Annotated in this window: 19 protein-coding genes; 13 read left to right on the top strand and 6 right to left on the bottom strand. The window is 55.0% G+C overall.

Translation table 11 applies throughout. The annotated features are described in order from the left end of the window. Positions 1-24 precede the first annotated feature (24 nt). Entirely contained in the window at positions 25-1185 is a 1161-nt protein-coding gene (ampH, locus tag PGR79_RS08860; RefSeq protein WP_020079517.1) for a D-alanyl-D-alanine-carboxypeptidase/endopeptidase AmpH, read from the bottom strand. A 221-nt stretch (positions 1186-1406) separates the two neighbouring features. Here ampH and PGR79_RS08865 point away from each other — a divergent pair, with 221 nt between their 5' ends. The 3 genes from PGR79_RS08865 (at position 1407) to PGR79_RS08875 (ending at position 4378) form a co-directional block, all read left to right on the top strand. Then, the gene (locus PGR79_RS08865) at positions 1407-1919 is read left to right on the top strand and encodes an isochorismatase family protein (protein ID WP_183269041.1); all 513 of its coding nucleotides are present in this window, start codon (positions 1407-1409) and stop codon (positions 1917-1919) included. A 116-nt stretch (positions 1920-2035) separates the two neighbouring features. After that, entirely contained in the window at positions 2036-3256 is a 1221-nt protein-coding gene (gene sbmA, locus PGR79_RS08870) for a peptide antibiotic transporter SbmA (protein ID WP_046884025.1), read from the top strand. Between the two features lie 18 nt (positions 3257-3274). Further along, entirely contained in the window at positions 3275-4378 is a 1104-nt protein-coding gene (locus PGR79_RS08875; protein WP_271031988.1) for a DUF1615 domain-containing protein, read from the top strand. On the opposite strand, the gene PGR79_RS08880 is transcribed toward PGR79_RS08875, so the two are convergent. After that, positions 4375-4680 carry a DUF2755 family protein gene (locus tag PGR79_RS08880; protein WP_015704540.1) on the bottom strand — a complete coding sequence of 102 codons (306 nt, stop codon included), beginning with the start codon at positions 4678-4680 and terminating at the stop codon, positions 4375-4377. The two genes, PGR79_RS08875 and PGR79_RS08880, sit on opposite strands and share 4 nt — an antisense overlap. Before the next feature lie 244 nt (positions 4681-4924). Between PGR79_RS08880 and PGR79_RS08885 the strand changes: the two genes are divergently transcribed. Beyond that, positions 4925-5128 (top strand): DUF2754 family protein, encoded by a 204-nt coding sequence (locus PGR79_RS08885; protein WP_015368030.1) that lies wholly within the window; start codon positions 4925-4927, stop codon positions 5126-5128. 512 nt (positions 5129-5640) lie between these two features. Here the strand turns inward: PGR79_RS08885 and ddlA are convergent. Further along, positions 5641-6738, bottom strand: coding sequence for a D-alanine--D-alanine ligase (gene ddlA / locus PGR79_RS08890; protein WP_113373721.1), 1098 nt, complete (start codon positions 6736-6738; stop codon positions 5641-5643). A gap of 302 nt (positions 6739-7040) precedes the next feature. On the opposite strand from ddlA, the gene PGR79_RS08895 reads away from it, so the two are divergent. The 4 genes from PGR79_RS08895 to PGR79_RS08910 all read left to right on the top strand — a co-directional run bounded on the left by PGR79_RS08895 (position 7041) and on the right by PGR79_RS08910 (position 10730). Continuing rightward, the gene (locus PGR79_RS08895; RefSeq protein WP_087860419.1) at positions 7041-8240 is read left to right on the top strand and encodes a multidrug efflux MFS transporter; all 1200 of its coding nucleotides are present in this window, start codon (positions 7041-7043) and stop codon (positions 8238-8240) included. A gap of 310 nt (positions 8241-8550) precedes the next feature. Next, positions 8551-8811, top strand: coding sequence for an anti-adapter protein IraP (gene iraP, locus PGR79_RS08900; protein ID WP_015368026.1), 261 nt, complete (start codon positions 8551-8553; stop codon positions 8809-8811). 100 nt (positions 8812-8911) lie between these two features. Continuing rightward, a complete protein-coding gene (phoA, locus tag PGR79_RS08905; protein WP_087860418.1) occupies positions 8912-10327 on the top strand; it encodes an alkaline phosphatase in 1416 nt (471 codons plus the stop codon). 91 nt (positions 10328-10418) lie between these two features. Then, positions 10419-10730 carry a PsiF family protein gene (locus tag PGR79_RS08910; protein ID WP_045390969.1) on the top strand — a complete coding sequence of 104 codons (312 nt, stop codon included), beginning with the start codon at positions 10419-10421 and terminating at the stop codon, positions 10728-10730. 46 nt (positions 10731-10776) lie between these two features. Here the strand turns inward: PGR79_RS08910 and proC are convergent, their stop codons facing one another. Continuing rightward, positions 10777-11586: a pyrroline-5-carboxylate reductase gene (gene proC / locus PGR79_RS08915; protein ID WP_015368023.1), complete on the bottom strand. Its 810-nt coding sequence runs from the start codon at positions 11584-11586 to the stop codon at positions 10777-10779. A gap of 115 nt (positions 11587-11701) precedes the next feature. Here proC and PGR79_RS08920 point away from each other — a divergent pair, with 115 nt between their 5' ends. Beyond that, positions 11702-12160 (top strand): YaiI/YqxD family protein, encoded by a 459-nt coding sequence (locus PGR79_RS08920; protein ID WP_015368022.1) that lies wholly within the window; start codon positions 11702-11704, stop codon positions 12158-12160. Here PGR79_RS08920 and PGR79_RS08925 read toward each other — a convergent pair. Continuing rightward, on the bottom strand, positions 12157-12864 hold the full coding sequence (locus PGR79_RS08925) for a DUF2076 domain-containing protein (RefSeq protein WP_047078667.1): 708 nt from the start codon (positions 12862-12864) through the stop codon (positions 12157-12159). The two genes, PGR79_RS08920 and PGR79_RS08925, sit on opposite strands and share 4 nt — an antisense overlap. A gap of 334 nt (positions 12865-13198) precedes the next feature. On the opposite strand from PGR79_RS08925, the gene aroL reads away from it, so the two are divergent. The 4 genes from aroL to ppnP all read left to right on the top strand — a co-directional run bounded on the left by aroL (position 13199) and on the right by ppnP (position 15287). After that, positions 13199-13723 carry a shikimate kinase AroL gene (gene aroL, locus PGR79_RS08930; protein ID WP_032707531.1) on the top strand — a complete coding sequence of 175 codons (525 nt, stop codon included), beginning with the start codon at positions 13199-13201 and terminating at the stop codon, positions 13721-13723. A 71-nt stretch (positions 13724-13794) separates the two neighbouring features. Then, complete coding sequence (locus PGR79_RS08935; protein ID WP_015368019.1) at positions 13795-13986, top strand: YaiA family protein; 192 nt, start codon at positions 13795-13797, stop codon at positions 13984-13986. A gap of 251 nt (positions 13987-14237) precedes the next feature. Further along, positions 14238-14915, top strand: a complete 678-nt coding sequence (locus tag PGR79_RS08940; RefSeq protein WP_015704547.1) for an AroM family protein — start codon at positions 14238-14240, stop codon at positions 14913-14915. A gap of 87 nt (positions 14916-15002) precedes the next feature. Beyond that, complete coding sequence (gene ppnP / locus PGR79_RS08945) at positions 15003-15287, top strand: pyrimidine/purine nucleoside phosphorylase (RefSeq protein WP_015368017.1); 285 nt, start codon at positions 15003-15005, stop codon at positions 15285-15287. 54 nt (positions 15288-15341) lie between these two features. Here the strand turns inward: ppnP and rdgC are convergent, their stop codons facing one another. Then, the gene (gene rdgC / locus PGR79_RS08950; RefSeq protein ID WP_047050739.1) at positions 15342-16253 is read right to left on the bottom strand and encodes a recombination-associated protein RdgC; all 912 of its coding nucleotides are present in this window, start codon (positions 16251-16253) and stop codon (positions 15342-15344) included. Positions 16254-16281 lie beyond the last annotated feature (28 nt).

Here is a 16281-nt window from a genome sequence, read left to right on the forward strand (position 1 = left end):
CAGTGGCAAAACATCCCGCAACGATTACTGGCTGGCGGTTTCCATATTCGGCTGCACGCCGCTTAAGGCGCTGACGAGGTCGTTGACGCCGTCGCTCATGGCGCTGAAGCGGGTCAACGCGGAACGGGTCACCACCACGAAGACCCCGACGTTAGCCTGCGGGTTCATCGCCATATAGGTAATAAATCCGCCGCCGCCGCCGGTTTTCTGAATAATACCCGGATGGCCGTTTTTCGGCTTCATGTAAACCCAGCCCAGACCCAGCGCATCGGCTTTACCCGGGACATCCATGCCAATCACTCTGGTGAGCTGGGTACGTTGATAAATCAGCGTCTGCATGCGATCGGCCTGCTGGCCGCGGGTATAGAAATCTGAAGAGAGGAACTGCTGCATCCAGCGCATCATATCGCCCGGCGTCGAATACACGCCGCCGCTGCCGATGGCCGCGAGGGTGTTATTACACGGGCTGGCGCCTTTCTCCGCCACCATCAGGCGCTGACACTGGTCCGGCGATGGCGTAAAGGTGGTGTCCTTCATGCCGAGCGGGCGGGTGATTTGTTCTTCAAACAGCTGCGGGTAAGGCTTACCGGCGGCGGTCGATAGCGCATCGGCTAGCAGGTCGAAGGCCAGGTTGGAATAGGCCGCCTGCGAACCCGGCGTGGTTTTAAGCGTTGCCGTCGACAGCCAGTTCCAGCGCTGCTGGCGGGTCGGCCAGACGAAAACCGGGCGATGCGCCGCGCCGCCCGGCTGCTCGCGCGGCAGGGCGCTGGTGTGGGTCGCGAGATTGACCAGCGTAATCGGTACACCCTGGTAGGTTGGCACGCGCGCGCCAGGCGGGGCGTATTTACTCAGCGGATCGTCAAGCTTAACCACTCCCTGATCGAGCAGTTTCACCAACATTTCACTGGTCATCAGCTTACTCAGAGAGGCGATACGGATAACGGAATCCAATTGTGGATGCTGATTATTACCCGGACGGGTTTCGCCGAAGCTGCGGAATACGCGCTGGTTGCCGTCAATAACCACCATCGCCATGCCGGTGGCGCCGCTGCCGTAATAAATATGTTCGGCGAAGCGGTCGACCACATCAGAAGTAAATACCGGATCAACGCTCGGCTGAACCGCCTGGGCTGAGGTCCACGACGCCGCGCACAGCGCAGCAAAAATGAGCAAACTACGTTTCAACGGAGGCATCCATCGTTTATTAGGGGAATATACACCGTATTTATACTACGAAGTCGCGGCGAGCAAAGTGGGAATAACGACAATATTTCACAGAAAAGCGTAACGGTGCGTAAAAATGACTTTTTTCCGCTTTCAGATATCTGCTTTTCCGCCTGACGCGTATGATTAAGCTCTTATTCATCTTATAAAAGAGAGTGGTGATGGCATCTCAACGGGTTCTGATGGTAGTGGATATGCAAAACGGCGTATTCGAGACGCCGCGTATCGATCGCGAACGCTGCGTGGCGCAAATCAATCGCCTGATTCACGCCGCCGATAGCGTTATTTTCATTCAGCACGCTGAAGCGGGCGGCCTGGAAGAGGGAAGCGAGGGGTTTGCGCTGCTGCCTGAACTGGCGCAACCCGCCGGGGCGCGCTACGTCACCAAAACGGCCTGTGATGCATTTTATAAAACCGATCTTGAACAGGTGCTGCGGGAGAGCGGAACTCACGATTTTGTTATTTGCGGCTGCGCGACCGATTATTGCGTCGATACCACCATCAAAAACGGCGCCAGCCGCGGCTATGCCATCACCATCGCCGAAGATGCCCATACCACCGCTAACCGCGCCGCCGCTGAAGCCAAAACGCTGATCGCTCACTATAACGAGGTGTGGCGGACCTTCATCCTCCCTGGTAATCCTTTACGCGTGAAACCCGTAGAAACAATTCTTGCCGAATGGCAGACGAACTAAGTCGCTGATATCCGGTCTCATCATGGGTCCGCTTTACTTCGCCGCCGCGCGTTGCGGCGGGCGTACGTGTGGTACACAGCAAAAACAGAACGATAAGAAGTTAGCAGGAGAGTACGATGTTTAAAGCTTTTTTCCCCAAACCGGGGCCGTTTTTTATTTCTGCCTTTATCTGGTCGCTGCTGGCGGTGATCTTTTGGCAGGCGGGCGGCGGCGACTGGCTGCTGCGGATAACCGGCGCATCGCAGGATGTCGCCATCAGCGCGGCGCGGTTCTGGTCGCTCAACTATCTGGTGTTTTACGCGTATTACCTGTTCTGCGTCGGCGCCTTCGCGCTGTTCTGGTTTATCTATAGCCCGCATCGCTGGCAATACTGGTCGATTCTCGGCACCTCGTTGATTATTTTTGTCACCTGGTTTTTGGTGGAAGTTGGGGTGGCGATCAACGCCTGGTATGCGCCGTTCTATGATTTGATTCAGAGCGCGCTGGCCACGCCCCATAAGGTCAGCATCAATCAGTTCTACCACGAGATTGGTATTTTTCTCGGTATCGCGCTGATTGCGGTGGTGATTGGCGTGCTGAATAACTTCTTCGTCAGCCACTATGTGTTCCGCTGGCGTACCGCGATGAACGAACACTATATGGAACACTGGCAGCATCTGCGCCATATTGAAGGTGCAGCTCAGCGTGTGCAGGAAGACACCATGCGTTTCGCCGCGACGCTTGAAGACATGGGCGTAAGCTTTATTAATGCGGTCATGACGCTGATTGCCTTCCTGCCGGTGCTGGTTTCGCTGTCGGCGCATGTGCCGGACCTGCCGATCGTTGGTCATTTACCGTATGGACTGGTGATCGCCGCTATTGTGTGGTCGCTGATGGGAACCGGGCTGCTGGCGGTGGTCGGGATCAAGCTGCCGGGCCTGCAATTTAAAAACCAGCGGGTAGAAGCCGCCTATCGTAAAGAGCTGGTGTATGGCGAGGACGACGCCAACCGCGCCACGCCGCCGACCGTGCGCGAGCTGTTCAGCGCGGTGCGCCACAACTACTTCCGTCTCTATTTCCACTATATGTATTTCAATATCGCCCGTATTCTTTACCTGCAGGTGGATAACGTTTTCGGCTTGTTCCTGCTGTTTCCGTCGATTGTCGCCGGTACGATTACGCTCGGCCTGATGACCCAGATCACCAACGTGTTCGGCCAGGTACGCGGCTCGTTCCAGTATCTGATTAGTTCGTGGACCACGCTGGTGGAACTGATGTCCATCTATAAACGTCTGCGCAGCTTTGAGCGCGAACTGGATAACAAAGGGCTGCAGGAAGTCTCTTCAACCGTTAATTAATAAATGCAAGGAAGGTTTATGGCGCAGGTTTCTCGCAGTGTTTCACTCTCTTTAACGCTGCTGGCCGGGTTGGTGCTGAGCGCCTGTACCAGCCAGCAGGCGCCTAAGTTGAAAGAAGGCGAGAAGCCGGTGGATGTCGCCGCCGTGGTGCGGCAAAAAATGCCCGCTAGCGTCAAAGACCGCGAGGCCTGGGCGCAGGCGATTGCCAAAACCTTTGACAGCCAGAAGCTGGCGCCGACGGAAGAAAACGTCTGTTCGGTGCTGGCGGTCGCCCAGCAGGAATCAAATTATCAGGCCGATCCGGCGGTGCCGGGGCTAAGCAAAATAGCCTGGCAGGAAATTGACCGCCGGGCGGAGAAAATGCATATCCCGGTATTTCTGGTGCATACCGCGCTGAAAATCACCTCGCCGAACGGTAAAAGTTACAGCGAGCGCCTCGATAACGTCAAAACGGAAAAACAGCTGAGCGCGATTTTTGATGACTTCATTGGCATGGTGCCGATGGGCCAGAAGCTGTTCGGCTCCCTCAATCCGGTGCATACCGGCGGGCCGATGCAGGTAAGCATCGCCTTTGCCCAGCAGCATACCGACGGTTACCCATGGAAAATGGACGGCACCGTGCGCCAGGAAGTCTTCAGCCTGCGCGGCGGGTTGTGGTTTGGCACTTATCACCTGCTGAACTACCCGGCCAACTACAGCGTGCCGCTGTACCGCTTTGCTGATTTCAATGCCGGTTGGTATGCCAGCCGTAACGCCGCCTTCCAGAATGCGGTGGTTAAAGCCACCGGCGTTAAGCTGGCGCTGGATGGCGATCTTATTCGCTATGACAGCGATGAACCCGGAACGACTGAGCTGGCGGTGCGCCGTTTAGCCGGGCAGTTGGGGATGAGCGATGGCGATATCCATCGTCAACTGAAGAAAGGGGATAGCCTGGCGTTTGAAGAGAGCGATTTGTATAAGAAAATATTCAAAATTGCCGAGAAAAAGGCCGGGAAAACTCTTCCGCGCGAGATGTTGCCAGGGATCCAGCTTGAGAGCCCGAAAATCACCCGCAATCTTACTACCGCGTGGTTTGCTAAGCGGGTCGACGATCGCCGCGCCAGCTGTATGGCGCGTCGTTAACGGTTATGGTACCAGCGCAGGATAAGCCCCAGCGCGCCGACCAGCAGGCTACCAAACAGGAACGGAATTAAACCGAACAGGGTACCGACGCCGAGCCCGATTTCAATACGCGGGCGGTTGGTATCCTGAATCTGAATGAGATGTTCGAATACGCCAGGCGCGTGTACCAGCATGCTCAGCATTTGCGCGCCGGCCCAGATGCACAGCAGAACAAAAAGCGCGTAGGCAATGTTACCGCTGGTGATCGATACCTTCTTTTTGTTGCTCCCCATCAGCGTCTTTGAAAACGTAAATTCAGCCATATAAACCTCCGCAACACCTGTTCCGCTGGTTTTTCCCCCAGCTCTATAGACAGGAATTCTGGCAGCGCCGGTCGTTTCCCTGTATCAGATTGCTGGTAATTTCTGCCAGGAATAATCCTGTTTTGACAAAACTGTCGGCGGGCCCGCATTGCCCCAAAAGGGAGAGCGGCTTCGCATTGTGCGAACAATCTTGTTGGCGCGGCGGGCGGCTATGCGATGATGTTTTTTTTCTGCAGGAGTCGTTATGAAGCTGACCGACAAAATCCGCCGTGACTGGCACTACTACGCGTTTGCGCTGGGGTTAATTTTTATTCTCAATGGCGTGGTAGGGCTGTTGGGGTTTGACGCGCAGGGCTGGCAATCTTATGCCGTTGGTCTGGCGACGTGGGTCGTGAGCTTTTGGCTGGCGGGATTTGTTATTCGCCGCCGTCCGGCAGAAGAGGCGTAATATCCCCGGCAAGACGTGGTAGTTATTATTATCGGTTTGCGATCGTTTCGACCTGGAAAAACGGTTGTTCTGTGCTGTTTCCAGGCACATTGCGCTCCCGATAATTCTTCTGCGTTATGTCTCTCATGGCGCAGGGAGCGCACAGAGGGCGGCCAGTCGCCGCCGCCATCCGGCGCGAAAGTGGCTTTTTACCCGCGGTTATTGCCCGGCGGCGCTACGCTTGCGCGGGCCTACAGATCACATGCCGGCGTAGATACTGTTATCGGTTTGCGACTTTTTAAGGGTTTTTCCCGGACGCGGCGCGTTGCGCCTTCTCCGGGCTACCAAATCGCAAAGCGCTGTAGCAGCGCCACCGGGGGGGGAGAGCACCAGTAGTGTCAGCCAGCGTGGTGAAGAAATTAACAGCAGGCCGCACGGACCGTAGGTCGGATAAGGCGTTAGCCGCCATCCGACAAAATAACGGCACCGCGGTAGCCCGGGTAAGGCGGTACGCCGCTACCCGGGAAAGAGGCTTAGTTCATTGAGGTTTTCAGCGCGCGGTCGGCAGCGTGGCGCTCCAGCGCCAGCTCGATCAGGCGGCTTATCAGGCTGGTGTAATCCAGGCCGCTGGCCTGCCACAGCTTCGGATACATACTGATGTTGGTAAAGCCCGGTAGCGTGTTGATTTCGTTGATCACCACCTCGTTATCTTCCGTCAGGAAGACGTCAACGCGTGCCATCCCGCTGCAGCCGAGCGTTTGATAAGCGCGGACGGCGATATCGCGGATTTTGTCGTTGATCTCCGGGGCGATAGCTGCCGGAACCACCACCTGCGCGCCTTTATCATCAATATACTTGGTATCGTAGGCATAGAATTCGCTATTGAGTACGATCTCCCCGCAGGTGCTGGCCTCGGGATAATCATTGCCCAGCACGGCACATTCGATTTCACGGCCCTTAATCCCTTGTTCAACCACCACTTTATGGTCGAATTCAAAGGCTAACGCGATGGCCTGCAGATACTCTTCTTCGCTCTTCACTTTGCTGACGCCGACGGAAGAACCCTGGTTCGCGGGCTTCACAAACAGCGGTAGCCCCAGCTTCGCTTTGATATCGGCAAAGCTGAACTGCTGGCGGTTGGCGCGAGTCAGGGTGATGAACGGCGCAATCGACAGACCGGCATCGCGTAGCAGGCGTTTAGTGACGTCTTTGTCCATGCAGGCGGCGGAGCCCAGCACATCGGATCCGACGAACGGCAAATTCGCCATCCGCAGCATTCCCTGCAGCGAGCCATCTTCGCCAAGGGTGCCGTGAACAATCGGGAAGATGACGTCGATGGCCGCCAGCGGCTGGCCGCTATCGGCGTTGATCAACTGATGGGCATCGCGACCGGGAATTTGCGCCAGCGTCACGTCCGATGGGCGCAGCGCGATATGGGCGGGATCCTGCGGGTTCAGCAGATAGTTGCTGGCATCGTTGATATGCCAAAGCCCCTGTTTATCGATTCCCAGCAGCACAACATCAAAGCGCGTTTTATCAATTGCTTCGACGATATTTTTGGCTGACTGCAGCGACACTTCATGTTCTGCCGACTTACCGCCAAAAACGATCCCAACCCTCATTTTAGCCATTTCAACTTCCATCCTGATTACATCAAAACACATAACATAGCATGTGTTTTAGCGAGATGGCTGCCTGAATCTTTACCCTTTGCCGCAGAGGGTTAAATGCTGCGCATTCGCCGCTATGCGCCGGTGTGCGTCAGCACATCGCACTGACGAAAATGCGGTTATCTTCGATTATGTTTGTCTACTCCGCGGTCAGGGCGATAAAACACCAAACTCGCGGCATGCGCATCTCTGGTACTACGTGCGAAGACGGAAATTGCTAAGCTAGGTAATAATTAACGAAACACTAATGAATACGCGTAGTTATGGAATCCTGGAAGGTTAATCTCATTTCTGTCTGGTTCGGCTGCTTTTTCACCGGACTCGCCATCAGTCAAATTCTGCCCTTCTTACCGCTGTATGTCTCTCAGTTGGGCGTTACCTCACACGAGGCGCTGTCGATGTGGTCGGGCTTGACCTTTAGCGTCACGTTCCTGGTGTCGGCGATTGTCTCGCCGATGTGGGGGAGCCTGGCAGACCGCAAAGGGCGCAAACTGATGCTGCTGCGCGCCTCCCTTGGCATGGCGATAGCCATTTTACTGCAGGCTTTTGCGACCAACGTTTGGCAGCTATTTATTTTGCGGGCGGTAATGGGGCTGACCTCAGGCTATATACCCAACGCCATGGCGCTGGTGGCCTCGCAGGTGCCGCGTGAACGCAGCGGTTGGGCGCTGAGTACCCTCTCGACAGCGCAGATAAGCGGCGTGATCGGCGGCCCGCTGCTCGGCGGTTTTCTTGCCGACCACGTCGGCCTGCGGGCGGTGTTTTTCATTACCGCGATTTTACTGACGGTCAGCTTCCTTGTGACGTTATTTCTGATTAAAGAAGGCGCCCGGCCGCAAATAAGCAAAGCCGAGCGTCTGAGCGGCAAAGCGGTCTTTGCTACGCTAACGCATCCGGGGTTGGTAATTAGCCTGTTTTTCACAACCTTGGTTATCCAGTTGTGTAACGGCTCTATCGGGCCGATTCTGGCGTTATTTATCAAGTCGATGGCGCCAGACAGCAACAATATCGCGTTTCTGGCGGGGATGATTGCCGCCGTACCGGGCATTTCGGCGTTGATTTCCGCACCTCGGCTGGGAAAACTCGGCGATCGCATCGGGACGTCGCGTATTCTGCTGGCGACGTTATGCTGCGCGGTGGTGATGTTCTTCGCAATGTCGTTCGTGACCTCGCCGCTGCAGCTCGGAGTATTGCGCTTCCTGCTGGGCTTTGCCGACGGAGCGATGCTACCGGCGGTCCAGACGCTGCTCTTGAAATACTGCAGCGATAACGTCACCGGGCGTATTTTCGGTTATAACCAGTCATTTATGTATCTGGGTAATGTCGCCGGGCCGCTCATTGGCGCTTCGGTCTCGGCAATGGCGGGTTTCCGCTGGGTGTTTATTGCCACTGCGTTGATTGTCCTGATTAATATCTGGCAACTGGCGATTATGTTACGCCGTAGCCGCCGCGCGGCCGTTTAAATAAAAATATTGGGCGCTCATAAGGGCGCCTTATATTAATCAGCTGATATAGCTATTAACCATTACCTTTAGTTATCCTTAAATAGTGCGACGCATATTCCATTTTATTATTTACTATTAAATTTGGTTATAGAATTATCTTTTGGCTATTAATAATAGGGGCTTTACCTTTGTTGCCTGGCGGTAATAAAAACGTTTCGCTGAATATTATTGCAGGAATAACCCTATTATTTGAAAATAATTCTGGTATCGATATGCCGATGTATGACATAACTAGGCCATTATGGATGTTGCTTAAGGATAATGCGTAATGAAAAATCTCATTGCCGAGCTGTTGGTCAATCTGGCGCAAAAAGAAGAAGAGGCAAAAGAACTGACGGTACAGGTTGAGGCGCTGGAAATTGTCGTCACCGCGCTGCTGCGCCATATGGCTGAGGATGCGCAGCAACGTTTGATTCAGGATATCGAAACCGCAATGGAGCAGGTAAAGCCCGGGCCGCTGGTGGACGACCGTGACACCCAGCTTCTGCAGCAATATATAAAAAAGCTGCTCCGGCATCCTCGTAACTAATCATGTGACCAGTAAGGATGCTGTCATTTTTCTGTCACACCACTTTTATAAAGTCTCCCTCGTTTTGTTTTTTAAGTATTTTTTACATGGAGACGACAAAGTGAAATTATCTGCCCTCTTTATTGCCCTGTTACCGCTGCTGGCTCCCCCGGTTATTCATGCGCAAACCACTTCTTCGCCGGTGTTGGAAAATCGCGCGGCGCAGGGCGATATCACGACCCCAGGCGGCGCGCGCCGTTTAACGGGCGATCAGACCGAAGCGCTGCGCGCTTCGTTAATCAATAAACCGGCGAAAAATATTATTTTGCTCATTGGCGATGGTATGGGCGATTCAGAAATTACCGCCGCACGAAATTATGCCGAAGGCGCCGGCGGTTTCTTTAAAGGTATTGATGCCCTGCCGCTGACGGGCCAATATACCCATTATTCTCTGGATAAAAAAACCGGCAAACCGGATTACGTGACGGATTCCGCCGCTTCGGCAACCGCGTGGACCACCGGCGTTAAAAGCTATAACGGCGCGCTGGGCGTTGATATCCACGAAAAAGATCATCAGACCATCCTTGAGCTGGCGAAAGCCGCGGGTTTTGCCACCGGCAATGTCTCGACGGCTGAATTGCAGGATGCGACGCCGGCGGCGCAGGTTGCCCATGTGACCTCGCGTAAATGCTATGGTCCCAGCGTGACCAGCGAAAAATGCGCCAGCAACGCGCTGGAAAAAGGCGGTAAGGGCTCTATCACCGAACAACTGCTGAATGCCCGTCCGGATGTCTCTTTAGGCGGCGGGGCGAAGACCTTTGCTGAAACGGCGACCGCGGGGGAGTGGCAGGGGAAAACCCTGCATGAGCAGGCGGTCGCTCGCGGCTATCAGATTGTGACCGACGCCGCTTCACTCGCCGCTATCAGCGAAGCAAATCAGGGTAAACCGCTGCTCGGTCTGTTCTCCGATGGCAATATGCCGGTGCGGTGGGAAGGCCCGAAAGCCTCTTATCACGGCAATATCGACAAACCGCCGGTAACCTGTACGCCAAACCCGAAACGCGATGCTTCCGTACCGACGCTGGCGCAGATGACCGAAAAAGCGATTGATCTCCTGAGCCGCAACGAGAAAGGTTTCTTCCTGCAGGTTGAGGGAGCGTCTATCGATAAACAGGACCATGCCGCAAACCCTTGCGGCCAGATTGGCGAAACCGTCGACCTCGATGAAGCGGTACAGAAAGCGCTGGAATTTGCCAAAAAAGAGGGCAATACCCTGGTTATCGTCACCGCCGATCACGCCCACTCCAGCCAGATTATCCCGGCCGACACGAAAGCGCCGGGCCTGACCCAGGCGCTGACCACTAAAGATGGCGCGGTGATGGTGATGAGCTATGGCAACTCTGAAGAAGAGTCAATGGAGCACACCGGTACCCAACTGCGCATTGCCGCATACGGACCGCATGCGGGCAACGTGGTGGGGCTCACCGATCAAACCGATCTGTTTTACACCATGAAAGACGCGCTGGGCCTGAAATAACCCGCCGCCGGTAATGAATTTGCGTTACCGGCTGGTTTTTTTGCTGATAGCGACCAGACTTACAGAGATCCACTAACAGAGGGATGGTGTGATGAAAATAACATTTCTGGTAACCCTACTTTTTGGTTTGGTCTTTGTTGCCGCGGTGAGTGCCGCAGATAAAACGTTAACGCCTCAGCAGCAGAAAATGAGCGTATGTAATACCGAAGCGGCGTCAAAGTCGCTGAAAGGTGATGAACGTAAAACCTTTATGAGCAATTGCCTGAAGAAAGATGCGCCAGCGGCCGGCAAGACGCTGACGCCTCAACAGCAGAAGATGAGCGCTTGTAGTAAAGAAGCGTCGTCGAAATCGCTGAAGGGTGACGATCGTAATAAGTTTATGAGTACCTGCCTGAAGAAATAAGATGACGGGTGGGGCGGCGCCTCACCCGTAGTCTCTTTAAGGCTTATCAGGAACGGCTCAGTTGCTCTGATTTTTCCATACATTTTGCCATTGCTTCGATAACGGCTGAACGGAAACCTTTTTCTTCCAGTACGCGAACCGCTTCAATGGTGGTGCCGCCCGGCGAGCAGACCATATCTTTCAGCGCGCCCGGATGTTCGCCGCTTTCCAGTACCATCTTCGCTGACCCCATGACCGCCTGCGCGGCGAATTTGTAGGCCTGCGCGCGCGGCATACCGCCGAGAACGGCGGCATCGGCCATGGCTTCGATAAACATAAAGACGTAAGCCGGCGCGGAACCGCTGACGCCAACCACCGGGTGAATCATTGGTTCGGCGATGGTTTCCGCCTGGCCGAAGCAGCGGAAAATGGTTAACACCTCGGCGATCTCTTCCGCGCTGACCAGCGCGTTTGGCGTTACGGAGGTCATCCCGGCGTTCACCAGCGACGGCGTGTTCGGCATGGCGCGAATAATTTTGCGATCGTGGCCCAGCGCCCGCGCTAGCTGATCCAGCGTGACGCCTGCGGCTATCGAAACCACCAGCGAATCTTTGTTCAGACTGGATGCGATATCGCTTAATACCTTGGTCATGATCCCCGGCTTCACCGCGCCGAAGACGATATCGGCGACCTGAGCGACTTCCTGTGCGCTTTCCGCCGCATTAATACCGTATTGGTCATGCAGGGCGGCAACTTTGTCCGGCGATGGGGTATAGACCCAGATTTGCGCCGGTTGCACTTGTCCGCTGGCGATCAGGCCGCCGAGAATGGCTTTACCCATGTTGCCGCAGCCGATAAAGCCAATTTTCTTATCCATTACCTTTCCCCTCTGCATTTTTCGTTACGATCCCACTAGCTTATCATCCTGGCGCTTTTCTGGGGGAGAAAAGCAGGCGACAATGTCGCAACCTTTGCCAACGACAGGAGCCGAAATGGCGATTTGGGTAGATGCGGACGCGTGTCCGAATGTCATTAAAGAAATTTTGTTCCGCGCCGCCGAACGCACGCAGACGCCGTTGACGCTGGTCGCCAACCAGTCGCTGCGGGTTCCGCCGTCGCGCTACGTCCGCGCGCTGCGGGTGGCACAGGGTTTTGATGTTGCCGATAACGAGATTGTCCGTCTCTGTGAACCGGGCGATTTGGTGATCACCGCCGACATCCCGCTGGCGGCGGAAGTGCTGGCGAAAGGGGGAGCGGCGCTGAATCCGCGGGGCGAGCGCTACAGTGAAGCGACCATTCGCGAGCGCCTGACGATGCGTGATTTTATGGAGACGATGCGGGCCAGCGGCGTACAGACCGGCGGCCCGGATAGTTTATCGCAGCGCGATCGGCAGTTATTCGCCGCCGAGCTGGAAAAGTGGCTGCTTGCGGTTAAACGTCAGCAGGATTAAACCCAGCTGTCGTCATCGCTACCGAAATCATCGTCATTGCCGAAGCCGGCGTCGAAATCGGAGTCAAGGGTGTTGTTGTCCGCCAGGAAAGGATCGTCCTGCTGGCGGAACGGATCCTCGGCGGCGTTATTATCCAGCGCCGGGCTGACGTCTTGTTGCTGCTGCGGCTGCTGTTCATCGATGATGTTCACAATCTCCTGAGGATGTGAACCACTGAACATATTGGTCAGCATATTGCCCAGCACCACGCCGCCTGCCACCCCGGCCGCGGTTTGTAGCGCGCCCGCCATAAAGCCGCCGCCGCTGCGCCCGGCCGCCTGCGGGGCATAGTTTTGCTGCGGCGCATACTGCGGTTGCGCGTTATTGGCCTGCGGGCGGCCATATTGCTCGGCCCCGGGAATCGGATCGGAGCCGCGGGACTGGCCGCCGCCGAACAGGCCCGACAGGAAGCCGCCGCTGCTCGGTTTTGCCGCCTGCAGCTGGCTAACCTGCGCCTCCAGCGCCTGAATGCGGTCGTTAAGCTGTTTGATAGCCGCTTCCTGAATCAGGATAGTTTGCGCCATATAGTACGGGGCCGCCGGCTGCTGGGTTACGTGCTGGGCAATCCGCTCCTCGGCGCTGGCGTCGCGCGATGCGCTGTGCGTCTCGGCCTCTTTTAAACGGGAAAACAGGCCATCAATAAGGCGTTGTTCTTCAGATTGCATGATACATTCCTCTGTCACACGGGTCATTTACCGTCAGAGTGCGACGGTCGGCCGGTGTTGTAAATATGTTGCAGCGTAAAGCTGTGCAGAAATGTGTTACCGTTTACGGCAAACGATGGATAAAAAATAATCCTTCGACTTTAAGTAAAGCTGGCATAACACTAAATGCAATGATAAGTTTACATGCGGAATCCATTCAAACTCTATGGTAAATAGGGTTCCCTAAAAAATGTAACGATTATTTTACGGTTATCGTGGCAGGCATTTGCAGGTATCATGGCGTACTTTTCGCCTTTATTTCTCCGCGACACGCGGAACCAGGGGGTCTTCGGTAATGACACAACCAATTTTTCTCATCGGGCCGCGAGGCTGCGGTAAAACGACGATCGGCCATGCCCTGGCGCGCGCGCTGCATTTCCAGTTTTCCGATACCGATCATCGTTTACAGGCTCATGAGAAACGCACGGTAGCGGAAATCGTGCAGAAAGAGGGCTGGGAGCGCTTTCGTGAACTGGAGACGCTGTCGCTGAAGGCCGTTACGCTGCCGGATACGGTGATTGCGACCGGCGGAGGGATTATTCTTGCTGAACGCAATCGTCTGTTTATGCGTGAAAACGGCATCGTGATCTATCTGCAGGCTTCTGTTAACGCCTTGATTGAGCGTCTGGAAGCATACCCACAGGCGGAACAGCGTCCAACGCTGACCGGTAAGCCCGTTCGCGAGGAAGTCGGCGAAGTGTTGGCGCAGCGGGAAGCCCTGTACCGCGAAACCGCCCATCATACCGTAGACGCCACCGCGACGCCGGATGCGGTGGTTGAACAGATTATGACCATGCTGTGCGATGTGACAGTAAGTTAGGATTTTACCTGGGTCAGGGGGGAAAGCGGAGCCTATACTTAATTGTTCTGACAGCCGAAAAAGGAAGAACAATGCCAAACAGACCCCCTTATCCGAGACAAGCACGCGTTGTCGCCGTCGAAAAAGGCGCCGCGGGTCAGACGGTCACCTGGTATCAGCTGCGAGCGGATTACCCGACACCCGATTCGCTAATCAGCGAACATCCCTCCGAGCAGGAAGCGTTAGACGCCAAACGGCGTTACGAAGATCCCGAGAAAACCTAATCCCCCGGCCCGGTTTGCGTCATGAAGATGGCAATACCGGGCCCAGCTCACATTTTTAATTCATCAATGGTACTAATGAATACCTAACATACGGATTTTTCAGGAGCGACTCTGAAACTTCTGGAATCTTTACATTCCGCAGCGGCGCTGAGCTGCTACGCTTCTCGACGGTTGATTTTTACTCACCAGGGGGGCGGATGTCGTGTGTGAAAAGCCTGTGTTGAAGCAGTGGTAGTGAAAAGGTACATGATATGAGTGCAACGATGGCAATTTTGACCATTGGCGTAGCGCCGGTGGCGGAAGTTTTGCCGCTGTTAACCGAACATATCAGGGAAGAGCAGATCACCCATATTAGCCTGTTAGGTAAAATGACGCGTGAAGACGTTATGGAAGATTATGCCGTGGAATCCGGCGACCAGGGGCTGCTGACCTTACTCAATGACAACCAACTGGTGGAAGTCTCCCGCCAAAAGGTGGAGCGCGATCTGCGCTGCGTTATCGAGATGCTGGATCGGCAGGAATATGATGTCATTCTTCTTCTCAGTTCCGAACAGTTGAGCGGCCTGGCGACGCACAACGCTATCCTTCTTGAGCCTGAACGGATTATTCCGCCGCTGGTGGCCTCGATCGTCGATGGCCATCAGGTGGGCGTGATTGTACCCGTTGAAGAAGTCTTGCCTCTACAGCGGCAAAAGTGGCTCACTTTAGAAAATACGCCTTACTATGCGCTGGCGAACCCGATGGGCGGCAGCGACAGCGATCTGCTGGATGCAGGAAGAGGTTTAGTCGAACAGGGGGCGGATGTACTGGTGCTCGACTGTCTTGGCTATCATCAGCATCATCGCGACGTATTACAAAAAGCGCTGGATGTCCCGGTATTATTGTCAAATGTGCTGGTTTCGCGACTGGCGGCAGAACTATTAGTTTAACCCGACGTTATCGATTAATTTTGCGTGACAGGGGCAAGGAGCGCCCCCTATATTGAAGCTTCAACCAACGATGATAAGGTCTTGTTTATGCTTCAAAGCAATGAGTATTTTTCAGGGAAAGTGAAATCTATCGGCTTCACCAGCAGCAGTACCGGCCGCGCCAGCGTTGGGGTGATGGCAGAGGGTGAATACGCCTTTGGCACCGCCCAGCCGGAAGAGATGACCGTGGTCAGCGGTGCGCTGAACGTGCTGTTGCCGGGTGAAACTGAATGGAAAGTTTACGCGGCAGGCGAAGTGTTTAACGTGCCGGGTAATAGCGAATTCCACCTGCAGGTGGCGGAACCGACTTCCTACCTGTGCCGTTATCTGTAATTTAAGCGCCTTCCTGCCGCGTCCACTTTCCGGGCCCGGCAGGAAGGTGGCGCGTTAGCGCTGGGCTTCGCCGCCCAGGCCTTCCACCAGATTTTGAATCAATGCCGCCAGCTCGCCGGTCATTAAAATAAAGTCGGCGTCAAAACGCTGCGCAAAATCTTCGCGGTCAATATCTTCATTCTGGTCACGTAATTCGTCGCAGAACTTCAGACGTTTAATCGATGCGTCGTCGCAGATCACAAACTGGATACGCTGCTGCCAGTCGAGCGCCAGTTTGGTGACCACTTTACCCGCTTCGATATGTACGGCGATCTCATCACTCACCAGATCTTGTTTCTTCGCGCGGATCACGCCACCATCTTCCAGCATCGCTTTCAATTCGGCTTCGTCAAGCAGCTGGAAGCCCTGAGCCACGCTACCGGAGCGCACCCATTCGGTCAGCGTCAGCTCGATCGGGTTTTCCAGCGTCAGCGGCACCACCGGCAGCGAGCCCAGCGTTTTACGCAGCAGCGCCAGCGTATCTTCCGCTTTCTTCGCGCTGGCGCAGTCCACCATGATCAGGCCGTTGACGGTATCGATCCACATCATCGTTTGGCTGAAGCGGCTAAAGGCGCGCGGCAGCAGCGAGTGCAGAACTTCATCTTTCAGCGAATCTTTTTCCGTTTTCTTCAGCTTGCGGCCCTGATCGGCTTCGAGCTTGAGGATCTTCGCTTCCAGCGCCTGTTTGATCACCGGCGACGGCAGGATCTTTTCTTCTTTACGGGCGCAGATAACGATCTGGCCGTTTGCCGTATGCGTCAGCGCGTCGCTGTGCGATCCCATCGGCGATACCCAACCGGTTTTCGCCATATCCTGGCTGCCACAAGGGGTAAATGTCAGCTCGGCCAGCTGTTTTTCCATCTCTTCGGCGCGCAATTCGATATCGCGGCTCAGACGGTAAACCATTAAATTTTTGAACCACAGCATGATAATTTCCACGGCTTTGTCGTTAAAT

This window comes from Klebsiella sp. 141161 (genome assembly GCF_050600815.1).
GTDB classification, from domain to species: domain Bacteria; phylum Pseudomonadota; class Gammaproteobacteria; order Enterobacterales; family Enterobacteriaceae; genus Klebsiella; species Klebsiella aerogenes.